Genomic DNA, 15,692 nt, shown 5'->3' with positions numbered 1-15,692 from the left:
ACCAGCAGAAATGGACGGCGTGTCGTCCACTTCTGCGCCACTCGCGGACCGGTCTGCGCCGCTCGGCGTCAGAGACCGTCGACCAGCGCCGTCACGCGCTTGACCGACACCGGGAACGCCGTCCGCAGGTTCTGCGCCAGCAGGCTCAGGCGCAGCTCCTCGAGCGCCCAGCGGACGTGCTGCACCTCGGGCGACAGTCGCGCCCACGGCGTCAGTGACGCCGTCCGCTCGTGGAACCTCGCCTCGAGGCCCTGCGTGGCGAGCAGGTCGTCGGTCAGGGGTGCGTCCAGACGCCGCCTGGCGGCCTGCAGGTAGAGCGGCAGACGGCGCAGCTGCGCCAGACCCGCGTCGCGGATGAAGCCCGGGTAGATCAGCCACGACAGCTGCACCCGGACGTCCTCGCCGGCTTCGGTCGACGGCAGGGGAGTGACCTCGCCGAGCGCCTGGAGTGTCCCGATGACGGCGTGCACCGCCTGCTCGGTCTCGTCGTACGCCTCGGCCCGGACGGTGTCGTGCAGCAGGCCGAACGTCGCCTCGTCCCACACGGGCCCGCCGTGCTTGACGACGAGCGAGTCGAGCGCCGCGAGCCAGCACTCCTCGATGACCGCCGCCGCGTCCTGGTGTGGACCGGTCGAGAGCAGGAGCTTGGCGTGCAGGTCGAGTGAGCGTCCCATCTGCGGGACCGGTGTCGCCAGCGCGTATGAGAGCAGCCGGGCCTGGCCCCTGACCATGGCGACCGCCTGCTCCGCCGCGCTGTCGAGCACGCGGAGCGCCACCGAGGTGCCCTCGTCGACGAGCGCCGGATAACCCGTGACCTGTCCGGCCGTGATGGTCGGGTCGATCGTGCCGACCTCCCAGCGCCTGAGCCCGGCGCGTTCCTCCTGGCGAGCGACCTTGGTGAGGTCCTTGCGCACATGGCTGCTGAGCTCGGACCGCAGCGTCGCGAGGTCCTTGCCGCGCCCGATCTCGGCACCGTCCTCGACGACCCGGAACGTGACGCGCAGGTGCGACGGCAGGGCCGTGAAGTCGAAGTCGTCCGGCGACACCACGGTGCCGTTGAGCATCCGCATCTGCCGGGCGAGCTCCTCGCTGAGGTCGGAAGCGCCCGGGTCCATGGCCTCGACGAGGCGCGGTGCGAACTGGCCGGCGGGCACGAACTCGCGCCGCAGCCGCTTGGGCATCGATCGGATGAGCTCGGTGACGAGCTCGACCCGATGCCCCGGCACGTGCCAGTCGAACGCACGGTCGTCGACGCTCAGCAGCCGCTCGACGGGCAGGTCGACCGTGACACCGTCGTCGGTCATGCCGGGCTCGAAGGCGTACGTCAGCGGGTAGGACTCGCCGTCGGAGTGCCACTCCCGCGGGAACTCCTCGTCGGCGTCGTCCGGTCCGTTGCTGAGCATCGCCGGGTCGAACGTCAGGAGGTCGGGGTCGCGGTGCCTGGCCTTCTTCCACCACGAGTCGAAGTGGCGGGTCGACACGACGTCGGCGGGCACGTGCTGGTCGTAGAACGCGTAGAGCGTCTCGTCGTCGACGCGCAGGTCGCGGCGACGCAGTCGCTCCTCGAGCTCCTCGACGCCGGCGATCAGGCGCTGGTTGGCTGCGAAGAAGGCGTGCTGCGTGCGCCACTCGCCCTGCACGAGGGCGTGGCGGATGAAGAGGTCGCGCGACACGACCGGGTCGATGCGGCCGAACTGCACGAGCCGGTCGGCCACCAGCGGGATGCCGTAGAGCAGCAGCTTCTCGCGGGCCATCACCGCGCCACGACGCCGCGACCAGTGCGGCTCGCTGTAGATGCGGTTGATGAGGTGCTCGCCGACCGCCTCGACCCACTCCGGCTGGATCTTCGCCGCGGTGCGACCCCACAGTCGGCCCGTCTCGACAAGCTCGCCGACCATGACCATGCGCGGGGGCTTCTTGGCGAGCCCCGACCCGGGGAAGACCATGAACTTGGCGCCGCGGGCGCCGAGGAACTCCCGACCGTCGGTGTCGCGCAGGCCGACGTGCGAGAGCAGGCCGGCGAGCAGCGCCTGGTGGATGCGGTCGGGGTCTGCGCCCACGGCGCCCGGCTTGAGCCCGAGCTCCTTGGCCGTGCGACGCAGCTGGGAGTGGACGTCTTGCCACTCGCGGATGCGCAGCCAGTGCAGGAACTCGTCGCGGCACAGCCTGCGGAACGCCGAGCTGGAGAGCTCGTCACGCATCTCGCGGATGTACTTCCACAGGGTCAGGTACGACAGGAAGTCCGAGTCGGGCTCACGGAACCTGCGGTGCTTCTCGTCGGCGGACTGCTGGTGCTCCAGGGGACGCTCGCGCGGATCCTGGATCGACATCGCCGACACGATCACCAGGACGTCCCCGAGGCAGCCGAGGCGGTCGGCTGCCAGCAGCATGCGGGCCAGGCGCGGGTCGGTCGGCAGGGTCGACATGCGTCGACCGATCTGGGTGAGGCCACCGCGGCCGGCCTTGCGGGCGTCGAGGGCCCCGAGCTCGTAGAGCAGGTTGAGGCCGTCACTGACGGATCGGGAGTCGGGCGGGTCGAGGAACGGAAAGTCGGTGATGTCGCCGAGATCGAGCGAGGACATCTGCAGCAGCACCGAGGCCAGGTTGGTGCGCTGGATCTCGGGGTCGGTGAACTCGGGACGACCGTCGTGGTCCTCCTCGGAGTACAGCCGGATGCAGATGCCGTCGGCGACGCGGCCGCAACGGCCGGCGCGCTGCGAGGCGCTGGCCTGCGAGATCGGCTCGATCGGCAGCCGCTGCACCTTGAGCCGCTGGCTGAACCGCGAGATGCGGGCGAACCCGGGATCGATGACGTAGCGGATGCCCGGCACGGTCAGGGACGTCTCGGCGACGTTGGTCGCCAGCACGATGCGGCGGCCCGGGTGACTGCTGAAGATCTTCTGCTGGTCGGCCGCGGCAAGCCGGCCGTAGAGCGGGAGGATCTCGGTGCGCGGATACTTCTTGCCGTTGAGGTAGTCCGTCGCGTCGCGGATCTCGCGCTCGCCCGACATGAAGACGAGGATGTCGCCCTCGGACGGCAGCTCGGAGACGGCCTGGGCGATCGCGTCGAGCTCGTCGTCGGCGCCGGTCTCGGCGGCGGGCCTGTAGCGCACCTCGACGGGGAACGTCCGTCCGCTGACCTCGATGATCGGGGCATCGAACATCTCCGCGAAGCGTTCGACGTCGATCGTCGCCGACGTGATGACGACCTTGAGGTCAGGTCGTCGGGGGAGCAGCTGCTTGAGGTAGCCGAGCAGGAAGTCGATCGACAACGATCGCTCGTGCGCCTCGTCGATGATGATCGTGTCGTAGCGCGACAGCCGTCGGTCGCGCTGCAGCTCGGCGAGCAGCAGGCCGTCGGTGACGAGCTTGATCGCGGTGTCGGCGCCCGACTGGTCGTCGAACCGCACGGCATAGCCGACCTCGGCCCCCAGCTCGACCTCGCACTCGTCGGCGATGCGCTTGGCGACCGACCGGGCCGCGATGCGACGGGGCTGGGTGTGCGCGATGGTCCGGCGACCGAGCTCGTACGCGATCTTGGGCAGCTGTGTGGTCTTGCCGGAGCCGGTCTCGCCGGCCACGACGACCACCTGGTGGTCGCGGATGGCAGCAGCGATGTCGTCGTGCCGATCGGTGATCGGCAGCGCGGGGTCGTACGAGATCTTCACTTCAGGCCCAGTGCATCGGCGAACAGGAGGTAGCCGACAAAGGCTACGACGTCGAGCAAGGTGTGGGCGATGACGAGGGGCATGACGCGCTTCGTCCGGTGGAACCAGTAGCCGAACACCAGGCCCATCACGAAGTTGCCGATGCCGGGGCCGACGCCCTGATAGAGGTGATAGCTGCCGCGCAACGCTGCCGCGGCGACGATCGTCGACGTCGTGGTCCAGCCGATCTGCTTGAGGCGCGTCATCAGGTAGCCGATGACGACGACCTCCTCGAGGATCGCGTTCTGCAGCGCGGCGAGGATGAGGACCGGGATCGTCCACCAGTACTCGATGTCGGGCGACGGGATGATCTCCGCCGTGATGCCGAAGGCGCGACCGACGAAGTAGAACGCGAGGCCGGGGATGCCGATCAGCGCGAAGAGGCCGAAACCCGACAGCGCGTCGAACCTCCACCGCGCCCGGTCGAGCCCGAGCCGGACGCTGACCCGTTCCCGCACGTGATCCAGGCTCAGCAGGTAGAGGACCAGCGCGACCGGGACCAGGGCGAACCCGATGTTGAGGACCTGGAAGACGAAGTCGAAGACCTCGCGGTCGTCACGGGTGCCGTTGAGGGTCGCGGTCTGGTCGCGCAGGCCGCCGGGCAGGGTCGCCTTGCGGATCAGATTGACGAAGGCGAAGACGCCGGACGCGCCGAGCGACAGCCCGAGGACGATCCAGATCTCGACCGAGAGCCGCCTCGCCCCCTCGGGTCGTGGGTCAGACACCGATCAGAGGTCGTTCGTGCTGAAGGTGTCGCAGGCGTTGACCGTGCCGCTCTCGTAGCCGGCGAGGAACCACTTCTGGCGCGACTCGCTGGAGCCGTGGGTCCACGAGTCCTGGTTGACGTTGCCGCCGCCGAGGCTCTCCTGGATGTGGTCGTCGCCGACGGCCGCGGCGGCGGACAGGGCGGACTGGATGTCCTGGTCGGTCAGCGGCTCGAGCAGGGTGTTGCCGTCGGCGTCGGTGGTCGTCGACGCGTGGTTGGCCCAGACGCCCGCCATGCAGTCGGCCATCAGCTCGATGCGGACGCCGCCGCTCTGCGGGCCGGTCGTGCCGTCCTGACCCTTGGCGAGGAAGCCGAGGATGTTCTCGACGTGGTGGCCGTACTCGTGCGCCACGACGTACTCCTGCGCGAGCGCACCGCCGTCGGCACCGAAGCGGCTGGTCAGCTCGTCGAAGAAGCTGGCGTCGATGTAGATGCGCTCGTCGCTGGGGCAGTAGAACGGCCCGGTCTGGTTGGACGCGGTGCCGCACGGCGACTGGGTGGCACCGGAGTAGATGACTGTCTTGGCGGCACGGTACTGCCGGCTGACGTCGGCCGGCAGGGCGTCCTCCCAATAGGCCTGGACGCTGTTGACCGTGCCGATGATGCGGCAGGTGTCGTCGCGGTTGGCGTCGGCGCCGGTCTTGCACTGGTCGAACGTCTCGCCCGCGTCGTCACCGCCGCCCTGCACCTGGTTGGTGCTGAACGGGTCGGTGCCGCCGCCGGCGCCGAGGACCGCCGGGTCGATGCCGAGGAACGCCGCGACGAGCACGATGACCAGGCCGCCGATGCCGCCGCCGATGGCCAGCCCGCCGCGCGACCCGCCACCGGTCACCTGACTCGTGTCGAGGTTCGCGCCCTCGTTGAAGCTCATGGCCAGAAGTGTACGCAGCCGCGGCGTGTTCGCTCCCGGGCAGAAGGGTCGCCGCGCGGATAGTGTCGCCGTGTGACCTCGACGAACACCGCCACCAGCTTTGCGATGCCCGAGGGCATGTCGGACGGAGATCTCGTCCGCCTCAAGGGACTGCGCAAGATGCGGGCGCTGGCGCTCTCGCTCCTGATCCTCGCGGCCGTGATCTACGTCCTGACCCGCGACCACGACACCGGCTGGCTGGGCTACGTCAATGCCGGCTCCGAGGCGGCCATGGTCGGTGCGATCGCCGACTGGTTCGCGGTGACGGCGCTGTTCAGGCACCCGCTGGGCCTGCCGATCCCGCACACGGCGATCATCCCCAACCGCAAGGCGTCGCTGGGGGAGAGCCTGCAGGAGTTCGTCGCCGACAACTTCCTGAAGGAGGACGTGATCCGCGAGCGGATCGCGTCGGCCGGCGTTAGCAAGCGGGTCGGCGAGTGGCTCGTCGACGGCAACCACGCCGACCGCCTGGTGCGTGAAGGGTCTCGTATCCTCGCCGACGCGTTGTCGCACGTGAAGGAGACCGACGTCGCCGCCGTCATCCAGGAGGCGCTCATCCCGCGTCTGCAGGAGGAGGAGCTGAGCCCGGTCGTCGGCCAGCTGATGGACGAGGTCCTGCGCGACGACGCTCACCGCGGGCTGGTCGACCTGGCCGTCGACGAGCTCGGCCGCTGGCTGGAGCACAACCACGACGAGGTCGCGGCGCTGATCGAGAACCGCGCCCCCTCGTGGACGCCGCAGTGGCTCGACAAGAGGGTCGCCACCTGGGTCCACGAGCAGGTCGTCGAGTGGGTGGCCGAGATCGGCCGCACGCCCGACCACAACGCACGCATCGCGCTCGACAACTGGCTGCGCGAGCTGGCGAGCGACCTGCAGGAGGACCCGGCCACCATGGAGCGCTTCGAGCGCCTCAAGGTGCGGATGCTGTCGCAGCCGCGGGTCAGCACCACCTCCGTGCAGCTCTGGGACGCCCTGCGGCGAGCTCTGATCGGCTCGCTCGGCGACGAGACGGGCCTGCTGCGGACGCGTGCCCGCGAGGAGCTCGACCGCCTCGGTCGTCGCCTCATCGACGATCCCGCGCTCGGTGCACGGGTCGACAGCACGATCTCGAACGTCGCCGCCTACGCCGTCAACCACTACGGCCACGAGGTGGCCACGGTGATCTCCGCGACCGTCAACCGCTGGGACGGCAAGGAGACCGCCGAGCGCATCGAGCTGCACGTCGGCAGAGACCTGCAGTTCATCCGGATCAACGGCACTGTCGTCGGTGGTCTCGCCGGTGTCGTGATCCACGCGATCTCGACGGTCATCTAACCCTCGAGTAGACGTCGAGAGTCGGTCCACAAGTGTGGACAACCTGTGGGTAACTTCAGGTGAACTGTGGGTGACCTGCATCACACTGTGGACATCTGCGTGCGTCGGCAAGGTTCTCTGAAATAGGGCCGAAAATCCCTTGCGCGGCCCCTGTCCAGGGCATACAAATGACCTACGCAATCCTTCGGGAGAGCGGGAACGGATCCAGATTCGAACCCATGGCCAGCGGCGCAAGCCAACGGCAGTCAGCCGGTGATGCGGCCGACGGGGGAGAGGGAAGGTCCAGGATTCGATGAGGATCATCACGACTTGTCACAGCGAGGCCCCGGGAACTCATACTTCCCGGGGCCTCATCCAATTCTCCCCATGAAACCGGCCATGGCAAGGTGTGAGCATGTCTTCACTGCCTGTGCCCGCGTTCACCGTCACGCGACTTCGTGAGGGCTACGACATGTCGGAGGTCGACGAGTTCGTCGACGAGCTGCAGCGTGGGCTGTCCGCGCGGCTGCCCGATCCGACCCTCGCCGATCGCATCCTGAAGGTGCGGTTCACGCCGACGCGCCTGCGCCGCGGATATGACATGTCCCAGGTCGACGACTTCCTCGACGTCGCGCGCGCCGCTGCCGCCGGGGGGCCGGGCGCGTCCTGACACCCGTCGACATCCGGTGTTGGAGACGGGTTGTCCTGTGGCATCATCTGCTGCCATGACTGGAGACACGACTGCCCGCGTCGCCGAGCCGCTCTTCGAGCTGGCCGGCATCAGCGAGGGCTATGACCGTCACGAGGTCGAGATCTTCCTCGAGGACGTCCTCGCAGAGCTCGAGGGCGAGCTGCCCAACCCGGCGCTCGCGCAACGCATCCACGAGGTCATGTTCACGCCCGTCCGTTTTCGTCGCGGCTACGTCATGACAGCGGTCGACGAGGCCCTCGACGAGCTCGAGGTGCTGGCATCGCAGGGGCGCCCCGACGCCTGAGCCGCGGACGGCGCAGACGGGGTGGCCCCGATTCGGTTCACGGCTCGGCCTTTGCTAGAGTTCAGTGCTGCACCGCGTCCCGCAAATAGGGGTGCATGTCCGGGTGGCGGAATGGTAGACGCGCTAGCTTGAGGTGCTAGTGCCCGGTTACGGGCGTGGGGGTTCAAGTCCCCCCTCGGACACTGCAAGACCCTCACACTCTCGCCGGTGTGGGGGTTTTGTGCTTTCTAGGCCGGCTGCCCGCGAGCTGCGCGGGACGGCGGTCAATCCACCGCGACTGACCGCCGTCGACGATCGCTGTCTCTCGCCGCGAGGTGAGCTGAAACGGGCTGTCATCGCCTTTCTGGCTGATCGCGAATGCGGCAGGCTCGCCAGGGCGACGTCGCGATCGACATGCCTCTGGCTCGAGCTGGCTACGCGACGTCGCAGGTGTTCGACGTGCATAGTCCGAACCCGAAGCGGAGCTTCGTCGATCGGGTGTCACCGTCGGAGTCGTACGTGATGGTGAACTCGTGCGCACCGGTGTCCGCGAGGCCGGGCTTGTAGACCTCGACGAACAGCTCTGCGTACGGCTCGCCCGGGCACGTTGTTGTCACGGTGTGGCCTCCTTGGAAGGAGGGCTCATCGCGCAGTCGCCCGTTTGACGCGCCGAGCAATGCTGCGTCGTCCCTTCTCGTGACGACCGAGAAGTCGGTGACCTTGAGACCACCCTGAGGGTCGATGGGTGCGATCGACCGGATGGTGACCTTCCCTGGCCCGCTCACGCACACACTCCCGAAGTACGCGCTTCTGTACTCCTTGGCGTCCACTGATCCGAGCGTGGCGGAGGTCGAACCGTCGGCTTCGCTGACCAGTGCAGGGCCGTCGTCTGTGGTTCCGCGAGTCACCACGATGGCGGTGGCGACGACCACGATGCAGAGGGCCGCGAGCAGGATCACAGAGGATCTCTTGTCGGTGCGCGGCAATCGAAGAGTCACGGCCGTAAGCCTTGCACGGTCCGGGCGTCTCAGGTGGTCACTCGCGTCTGCCCAGGCGAGCCACCTCTGACTGACGCGGTTGGCCATGTAGCGTCCGGGAGTGGCCAGTTCCCGCCGATCAGGTGCCCGTCGGCGCAGCGCAGCTTCGCGCCGTGGTGGGGCGGTTCAGCCGTTGCCGACCTGCGGCCCGGGGGAGCGCGTCTGGGTGCTCGACGTCCCGTACGGGACGCAGGTCGACGGCGCCTCGTGGCACCCGGCGGTCAAGACCCACCTGTTCGTCGGGCGCGCTGTGCCCCCGCATCTCGCCCCCTATGTCCCCGGGCCCTACACGCTCGGTCGGTTCATCGAGAACGTCCTCAACCCCGATGACCCGACGCCCAGCCCCGAGCCGACGGGGGCCCTCGAGCCGCGGATGATCCAGTTCGAGGCGGCTGACGCGATCGCCGAACGTGCGGCCGCAGGTGGCCGGCTGTTCCTCCTGGCCGACGAGCCGGGAGTCGGCAAGACGATCTCGGCCGTCCTCGGCGCGACGGCGGTCGGTGACCTGCGCGGTGCGCGACGGGTGCTCGTCGTGGCCGATCGGCCCGCCGCCATCACCATCGGCCACTGGGGCCGCACGATCACGGCGCTGGGCGACGGGGGTCTGGAGTGGGTCGTGATCACGTGGGACCGGCTGGACAAGGTCAAGGACCACGCGTGGGACGTGATCATCGCGGACGAGGCCCACGCGCTTCGACGGACGTCGACGAAGCGGTGGAAGGTCTGGGCGAAGGTCTCGGGTCACGGACGCCCGCACGACAAGGCGCCATTCGTCATCGCGACCACCGCGACGCCCGGACACACGCCGCTCGAGCTGCCCTATCTGGCTCCGGCCTATGCGCAGGTGCTCGACGAGCCGATGCGGGAGTGGACCTCCGCGACGCAGGCCGGCTCGGCGTTCGCCTCAGCCCTCGAGCGTCACGGCGTGGGAGTGGATCACGGCCGCTATGGCGCGACATGGACGACTGATCCAGCACGACGTGCCGCAGACCTGAAGCTGGTGCGCGGCTGGCTCTCCGACGAGCGTCCTCCGGCGATGCTGCACCGTTCGGCGCCGTGGGGGCCGGTGCCGATCTCCGGCATGCCGGTGACGCTCACGCCGACGGAGCGGACGGCCTACGAGGCTGAGTGGGGAGAGTTCTGCCGAGAGATGGACCTTGCCCGACGCGGCCGCAGCGTGGCGAAGGGGCGGGCGGCGCTGCTGCGCTTCCGGCAGAAGGCCGGGCTGATCCGCGTCGACTCGACGGTCGCCTGGATCGCCCAGCAGGTCCAGGCCGACCGGCAGGTGGCGTGCTCGGTCGAGTTCGTCACGACCGCGGCCGATCCGATCGCCGATCGGCTGCGCGACTCCGGCATCGACGTGGCCACGATCTACGGCGGCGACCGGTTCGACGCCGAGGCCGAACGGCTCCGGTTCCAGACCGGCGAGGCGAAGGTGTGCGTCTTCACCACGGTCGCCTCGATCAGCCTCCACGCCGGCGAGGCCCTTGAAGGCGGCCGCCAGGCGAGTACGGAGCCCCGGGTCGGCATCTTCCACCAGGCCCGCTTCTCGGGCATCGCCGCGCGTCAGGTGACCGGTCGCACCCACCGCGACCATCAGGTCTCGCCGTGGCACATCGCGTACGCCGAGGGCACCGTTGAGGAGCAGGTCGGCAAGGTCATGGTGGAGCGGATCGCCGCGGCGTCCGACTCGGTGGGAAGCGACACCACCGGTCTCACCGACCTCGCGCAGCTCCTCGGCGCCGACTGGTTGCCGCCCTCGACCATGACGGCGGACGGCGCGTGACGGAGTGAGGGTTGTGCGCCGTCAGCTCTTGTCGCTGCCCCAGCGTGCAAGCGCGGTGATCGCATCGCCCAGCGCGAGTCCGCGATCTGTCAGCGCATACGCGCGGGTGTTGTGCCGCAGGGGCAGGCGACGCAGGACGCCAGCAGCCTCGAGCTCGCGCAGGCGGGTGGCGAGCATGTTGGTCGGCACTCCGAGGTCGCGCTGCAAGTCGCCGTAGCGCTGCGGCCCCTCGAGCAGCTTCTCCACGATCAGCAGGGCCCACCGCTTTCCGACGATCTCCAGAGCGGCAGGGAGGTCGCTCACGTGGTCGAGTCGGTGTCCGGCTTCATCCAGAACGGGGAGTAGTGATAGCCGTCGGGGTCGTCGAACTGGCGCTGGTACATGAACGGATAGTCGTCGGTGTCACCGATCCGTCCTCCGGCGTCGCCTGCTCGTGCGACCAGCTCGTCGACGGCCTCGCGGCTGTCGAGATCGAAGGAGACGGTGACCTTCGACGGTGTCTTGGGTCCGCCGATCAGGTCCTCGGTGCCACCGACGCCGGCATACATCTCGCGGCTGCCGAGCATGACGTACTGCCCTGGCGTGATCGCAAAGCACGACACGTTGTGGTCGGACATCTCGGGATTCAGGGTCCAGCCAAGGGCGGTGTAGAAGGCGGTCGCGCGGTCGACGCTGTCGACGGGGCAGGTGATGAAGAGGCTCATGACGTCACACTTGCAAAATACAAGTGCCGCGTCAACAGCTGATCGCCGGATTCGTCGCCAGCACCTTCGATGCCGTGGCCTGAGTCGGCCGTCTCGGCCGAGCGAGCGCTGTGGCTGTCGCTGTCCAGACGTGTTGTCTGACCCTGTCTCTAGAGTGGAGGAAAGGCTGCAATCGAGGGGTGTTTATGGGGTTGGACGACCGGGAGACGATCGATCAGATCGTGCTGCGTCGCGAAGCCCAGGCCTCGTGTGATGCGGCTGAGGCGTTGGACCTGTTGGACTATGTCGACCGGGCCCGGGTTGCCGGTGAGCGGATCAGCGAGGGTCAGGGACGCCGGCGGGTCGACAGTGCCGTGCACGAGCTGTCGTTGGCGATGAGGTTGCCGGTCCCGACGGTCGAACGGGCTGTGGCCCGCGCCCGCCGGCTCCGCTCGAGGATGCCGGTGGTGTGGCAGGCGTGGCACGACGGACGCATCCCGACCACCCATGTGGAGGCCATCGACCGTGCCGGCTGCCGGCTCACCCGCGCCGAGTCGGTGACCGCGCTCGATGATGTGGCGGTCGACCGGGTGGCGCGTCTGACGCCGGGGCAGGCGACCCGGTGGTTGGACCGGTGGGTCGAACGCACCGAAGCCGGCGCGTCCAAAGACAGGCATGTGAAGGCGTTCGCCGACCGGGCCGTGGGTCTGCGACCCCTCGGGGACGGGATGACCCGCCTGACCGCTGACCTGGGCTCGGCTGATGCGGCAGCGATCATGCAGTCGTTGACCAAGACCGCCCACGCCCTGCCCGCCGATGATGACCGCACGATCGACCAGGCCCGCACCGACCTGCTCGCCGACACCCTGCTCGGCCGCCGCGACGGCGGACTCGGCTACCAGGTCGTCATTGGTGTCACGGTGCCGTTGTCGTCGCTGATGGGATTCAGCGACACCCCCGGTGAACTGACCGACCGCACCGCCACCATCCCCGCCCACATCATCCGCGCAGCCCTGGCCGACGAGACCAGCGTGCTGTACCGGTTGGTCACCGATGATGTCGGTGACCTGTTGACCGTGACCTGGCTCGGCCGGCTGGCCCCCACCCGCCTCAAGCAGGTCCTCGGGTTCCGCGACGGCACCAGCATCTTCCCGACCGCATCAGTGCCAGTACGGGCCTGCGACATCGACCACAGCGACCCCTGGCCCGCCGACACCAACGCAGCGAACACCGGCCCACTGCACCGACGAGCCCACAACCTCAAGACCGAAGACCACCTGAGGCTACGACAACCCTCGCCCGGAAGCTTCGAATGGACCACACGCACAGGGCACACCTACACACGACACCCCGACCCGCTCCCCATCGCAGCATGGGACCCCGACACACCCGTCGAGGTCACCGGCCTGCCACCCGACCCCGGAGCCGACGACTTCACCCAGATGCTCGCCTACCTCGACGCCGCCTGAACAGACGCGACCCCGGACACCGGATCAGTTGATGATCTCGTCGCGCTCGTCGGCGCGCATCACAGCGAGGCGATCGCGCCAGGCCTGCAACTCGTCGGGGCTCAGGCGCGGCCAGTCGGTGATCTCGCTGGTCACCCGGACGGGCTCCGTGCTGCGGTAGGACCGGGTGGGATTGCCGGGGAACTTCTTGTCGGTGACGTTCGGGTCGTTCTCGAACTCCCCGGTCGGCTCGACGGCATACACGCGTGGGGCGCCGTCGCCTGCCGCGAGCTCCGCGGCCAGCCCGGCGCCGCCGACCAGAGCGGTGAAATAGATGTGGTTCATCACGATCTCGGGCCTGTAGTTCGACCGGAAGCCCGCGGTGAGGAGGTCGCCCACCCGCAGATCAGCCTTCGTGCCGTGGAAGAACGGCCCGTCGTCCAGCACAGTGCTCACACCCCCAGCGTAGGCGAGTTCCGGCCGCACGACCTCGTGCGCGGTACGGTCGACGGATGCAGGGTCCGGTCGACATGCCTTCCGACCAGTTCGTCGTCCTGGACGGCGTGCGCCTCCACCACCTCGACTGGGGCGGCGACGGAGAGCCCGTGCTGCTCCTGGCCGGCCTCGGCTGCACGGCCCATGTCTTCGCCGAGCTGGCCCCGCACCTGAGCGACCGGTTCCGCGTGGTGGCGCTGACCCGTCCCGGGCACGGTGCCTCTGAGCGGGTCCGGACCGGCTATGCGCTCAGCGACGGCGCTGAGGACGCGCGACGCCTGCTGGACGCCCTGGGCATCGCCCGTGCCCATGTTGTCGGGCACTCGATGGGGGGAGGGGAGGCATCAGCCCTCGCGGCTCGCCATCCTCGTCGCGTTGCCAGCGTCGTCTATCTCGACGGTGCCTATGACTGGGCCGACAACCCGACGTCCAAGTGGCAGGAAGAGACCCCGGGCCCGGACCACTTCGCCTCCTACGAGGACTACGTCGACCACGTCCACGCGTTGCTGCCCGACGTCAGGGGACCGGCCTTCGACGCGATGCTGCGCTCGTCGGTGGACACCCGGCCGGACGGGTCAGTGGTGGACCGGCACTCCGGCCCGGACTTCGCGCCGTTCGTCGAGGCCCTGACGAGGTTTCGGCACCCCTACACCGACATCGCCGCGCCCGCGCTGGCCATCTACGCCATCGGAGACCAGCGGGAGGGGCCCGAGGCAGCCTGGCGCGCCGCCTGTCGTGACCGCTTCACCCAGGACACGGCGGACGGCCGGGTCGTCGACCTGTGTGGCAGCGACTACCTGTTCATCGATCGCCGAGACGACGTCGTCTCGGCGATGCGCGAGCACCTCGCGCAGCGCTCGACCTGATGCGTGGTTGATGTGTGGCTGATCTGAGAAAAGTGTCGACGAACGGCAACCAACAGACCCAGCGGGGCATCTCTGGTCGTGTCAACATGTCTGCAACAGCTCTCGGAGGCTCCACATGACCCAGCGCCACCGCGTCACCCGCCTGTCGGCAGGGCTCTCGGCGATGCTCGCCCTGACCCTCGGCCTGCTCGTCGCACCTGCCGACGCCGCGACCCAGGGCAAGGTGAAGGGAGTCGTGACGCTGGACGGCAAGCCGCTGGCGGGCGCGAAGGTCACGTTGACCGGACAGGACGCAGACAGCGGCGACGGAGTCTCGCCGATCACGACGGTCACGACCAACAGCTCGGGTGCGTACTCGATCGCCATTCCCCAGAACAAGGCGGTTCTGTACCGGTACGTCGTCGTGAGGGATCCGAAGCACCGGGCGGTGACCGCGGTCCGCAACTTCGCGGAGCGGCCGACCACGACCGTGACGCGCAACGTGACGACGCAGCCCGCAGGAGTGCTGACCGGCAAGGTCACTCGCGCCGACAGCGGTGTGTCGACCACGACGACGGCACGGATCATGGGCCCGTCGACCGACCTGCCCACTCCGAACTTCGCAGACGAGATCCTGTTCGACCAGGTCTATGACGACGAGCAGGCAGTCGGTGCTGACGGCACCTACCGCTTCGTCGGGCTGCCGGCCGGCACCTACACGCTGTGCTTCGACGAGGCGACGTCGACGTACCTCGACGAGTGCTACGACGACAACGTCTCCGACGGGCCGTCGAGCTCTGCTACCCCGGTCACCGTGAAGGGTGGGGTCACGACGCCCCTGGACGACCAGGTGCTCGACCACGTCCCCGCACACGTGCGCGGCCTTGCCACCGACACCAACGGCGAGCCGATCAACGACCTCGCCGTGAGTGCTTACGCGGTCGGCGCGTCCGACCCGTACACGCGCGTCACCACCTCGAAGACGGGACGCTACGACCTGCGCTCCGCGACGGCAGACAACGTGCAGCTGAAGTTCGAGAGCTCCACGTACGAGTCGCGCTGGTACGACAGCGACGCCAGGGCCGATGCGCAGGTCTTCTCCCCGGTCGAGGGCACGTCCGTGCAGAACGAGACGGTCGCACTCAGGTCGGCCGCGCGCGCCGACGTGACCGTCAAGGCCGGCATCGGCAAGGCGACGTTCAGCATCGAGGTGTTCCGGCGTGCCACCGGCTACCACCCCGGCGGCACGGTCACCGTCTCGCACGCCAACGGCGTGACTCGGACGCTCACGCTCAAGGGGGGCAAGGCCACCATGACGCTCAAGGGCATCCCGGCGGGTCGACAGCGGTTCACGATCGACTACAGCGGGACGTCCACGACCGCTGACTACCGCCGGGCGATCACGGCCCTGATCGGCTGACGACGAGGAGGGCACGAAGGCCTCCCGGTGAGCGACCTAGGGCCCTGCGCCGCCCGGCGAACCCGGGCGACACTGGGGCATGATCGCCCTGCCTGAACCCGTGCCCCTCGACAAGTCCAGCGATGGGTGACTCCTCGTCGGGTGCCGCTGACGGCGGCGGGGCCATCTATGGGCTTGGCATCTTCGGCGCGTGGTTCTACTTCTGGCAGCAGGCTGACGGCACGGGCGAGCACCTCTACGCGCTCTTCCAGGGCGTGTTCTGGCCCGCCTACATGGTCTTCGACGCCTTCGCCGCGCTGTCAGGCTGAGGCAGCGCAGCCGGTGCTGA

The 15,692-nt window shown here is 68.8% G+C and carries 15 protein-coding genes and 1 tRNA gene; 9 read left to right on the top strand and 7 right to left on the bottom strand.

Annotated features, from left to right (window positions below):
• Window positions 1–68: 68 nt before the first annotated feature.
• Genes hrpA through ypfJ form a run of 3 tightly spaced genes read right to left on the bottom strand, consistent with a single transcriptional unit; the run spans window position 69 to window position 5,344 of the window.
• Complete coding sequence (gene hrpA, locus HQK15_RS13040; RefSeq protein ID WP_367649171.1) at window positions 69–3,668, bottom strand: ATP-dependent RNA helicase HrpA; 3,600 nt, start codon at window positions 3,666–3,668, stop codon at window positions 69–71.
• Window positions 3,665–4,432 carry a CPBP family intramembrane glutamic endopeptidase gene (locus tag HQK15_RS18310; protein ID WP_367649170.1) on the bottom strand — a complete coding sequence of 256 codons (768 nt, stop codon included), beginning with the start codon at window positions 4,430–4,432 and terminating at the stop codon, window positions 3,665–3,667. The genes hrpA and HQK15_RS18310 overlap by 4 nt, the downstream gene beginning before the upstream one ends.
• 3 nt (window positions 4,433–4,435) lie before the next feature.
• Window positions 4,436–5,344 (bottom strand): KPN_02809 family neutral zinc metallopeptidase, encoded by a 909-nt coding sequence (gene ypfJ / locus HQK15_RS13035; protein WP_173491919.1) that lies wholly within the window; start codon window positions 5,342–5,344, stop codon window positions 4,436–4,438.
• Between the two features lie 72 nt (window positions 5,345–5,416).
• Between ypfJ and HQK15_RS13030 the strand changes: the two genes are divergently transcribed.
• From HQK15_RS13030 to HQK15_RS13015, 4 genes are all read left to right on the top strand, one after another.
• Complete coding sequence (locus tag HQK15_RS13030; RefSeq protein WP_367649169.1) at window positions 5,417–6,697, top strand: DUF445 domain-containing protein; 1,281 nt, start codon at window positions 5,417–5,419, stop codon at window positions 6,695–6,697.
• A 394-nt stretch (window positions 6,698–7,091) separates the two neighbouring features.
• A complete protein-coding gene (locus HQK15_RS18610) occupies window positions 7,092–7,346 on the top strand; it encodes a DivIVA domain-containing protein (protein WP_173492232.1) in 255 nt (84 codons plus the stop codon).
• 55 nt (window positions 7,347–7,401) lie between these two features.
• Window positions 7,402–7,671, top strand: a complete 270-nt coding sequence (locus tag HQK15_RS13020; protein WP_173491918.1) for a DivIVA domain-containing protein — start codon at window positions 7,402–7,404, stop codon at window positions 7,669–7,671.
• 97 nt (window positions 7,672–7,768) lie between these two features.
• Window positions 7,769–7,853, top strand: a tRNA-Leu gene (locus tag HQK15_RS13015).
• 231 nt (window positions 7,854–8,084) lie between these two features.
• Here the strand turns inward: HQK15_RS13015 and HQK15_RS13010 are convergent.
• Complete coding sequence (locus tag HQK15_RS13010; RefSeq protein WP_173491917.1) at window positions 8,085–8,609, bottom strand: hypothetical protein; 525 nt, start codon at window positions 8,607–8,609, stop codon at window positions 8,085–8,087.
• A gap of 139 nt (window positions 8,610–8,748) precedes the next feature.
• Between HQK15_RS13010 and HQK15_RS13005 the strand changes: the two genes are divergently transcribed.
• Window positions 8,749–10,473 (top strand): DEAD/DEAH box helicase, encoded by a 1,725-nt coding sequence (locus tag HQK15_RS13005; RefSeq protein ID WP_173491916.1) that lies wholly within the window; start codon window positions 8,749–8,751, stop codon window positions 10,471–10,473.
• Between the two features lie 21 nt (window positions 10,474–10,494).
• On the opposite strand, the gene HQK15_RS13000 is transcribed toward HQK15_RS13005, so the two are convergent.
• Entirely contained in the window at window positions 10,495–10,776 is a 282-nt protein-coding gene (locus HQK15_RS13000; RefSeq protein WP_173491915.1) for a winged helix-turn-helix transcriptional regulator, read from the bottom strand.
• Window positions 10,773–11,177, bottom strand: a complete 405-nt coding sequence (locus HQK15_RS12995) for a VOC family protein (RefSeq protein ID WP_173491914.1) — start codon at window positions 11,175–11,177, stop codon at window positions 10,773–10,775. Before HQK15_RS12995 ends, HQK15_RS13000 begins: the two co-directional genes overlap by 4 nt.
• A gap of 266 nt (window positions 11,178–11,443) precedes the next feature.
• On the opposite strand from HQK15_RS12995, the gene HQK15_RS12990 reads away from it, so the two are divergent.
• Window positions 11,444–12,625: a DUF222 domain-containing protein gene (locus HQK15_RS12990; RefSeq protein ID WP_173491913.1), complete on the top strand. Its 1,182-nt coding sequence runs from the start codon at window positions 11,444–11,446 to the stop codon at window positions 12,623–12,625.
• A gap of 24 nt (window positions 12,626–12,649) precedes the next feature.
• Here HQK15_RS12990 and arr read toward each other — a convergent pair whose 3' ends face one another.
• Window positions 12,650–13,060 (bottom strand): NAD(+)--rifampin ADP-ribosyltransferase, encoded by a 411-nt coding sequence (gene arr / locus HQK15_RS12985; protein ID WP_173491912.1) that lies wholly within the window; start codon window positions 13,058–13,060, stop codon window positions 12,650–12,652.
• Window positions 13,061–13,134: 74 nt separating this feature from the next.
• Between arr and HQK15_RS12980 the strand changes: the two genes are divergently transcribed.
• From HQK15_RS12980 to HQK15_RS12970, 3 genes are all read left to right on the top strand, one after another.
• The gene (locus tag HQK15_RS12980) at window positions 13,135–13,965 is read left to right on the top strand and encodes an alpha/beta fold hydrolase (RefSeq protein ID WP_173491911.1); all 831 of its coding nucleotides are present in this window, start codon (window positions 13,135–13,137) and stop codon (window positions 13,963–13,965) included.
• 115 nt (window positions 13,966–14,080) lie between these two features.
• Window positions 14,081–15,364 (top strand): transthyretin-like family protein, encoded by a 1,284-nt coding sequence (locus HQK15_RS12975; protein WP_173491910.1) that lies wholly within the window; start codon window positions 14,081–14,083, stop codon window positions 15,362–15,364.
• Between the two features lie 122 nt (window positions 15,365–15,486).
• The gene (locus HQK15_RS12970) at window positions 15,487–15,672 is read left to right on the top strand and encodes a hypothetical protein (RefSeq protein ID WP_173491909.1); all 186 of its coding nucleotides are present in this window, start codon (window positions 15,487–15,489) and stop codon (window positions 15,670–15,672) included.
• Window positions 15,673–15,692 lie beyond the last annotated feature (20 nt).

Source organism: Aeromicrobium stalagmiti (assembly GCF_013283745.1).
In the GTDB taxonomy this organism is placed as follows: domain Bacteria; phylum Actinomycetota; class Actinomycetes; order Propionibacteriales; family Nocardioidaceae; genus Aeromicrobium; species Aeromicrobium stalagmiti.
The sequence above is the reverse complement of the archived record's forward strand: the minus strand, read 5'-3'. Positions and strand labels throughout refer to the sequence as shown.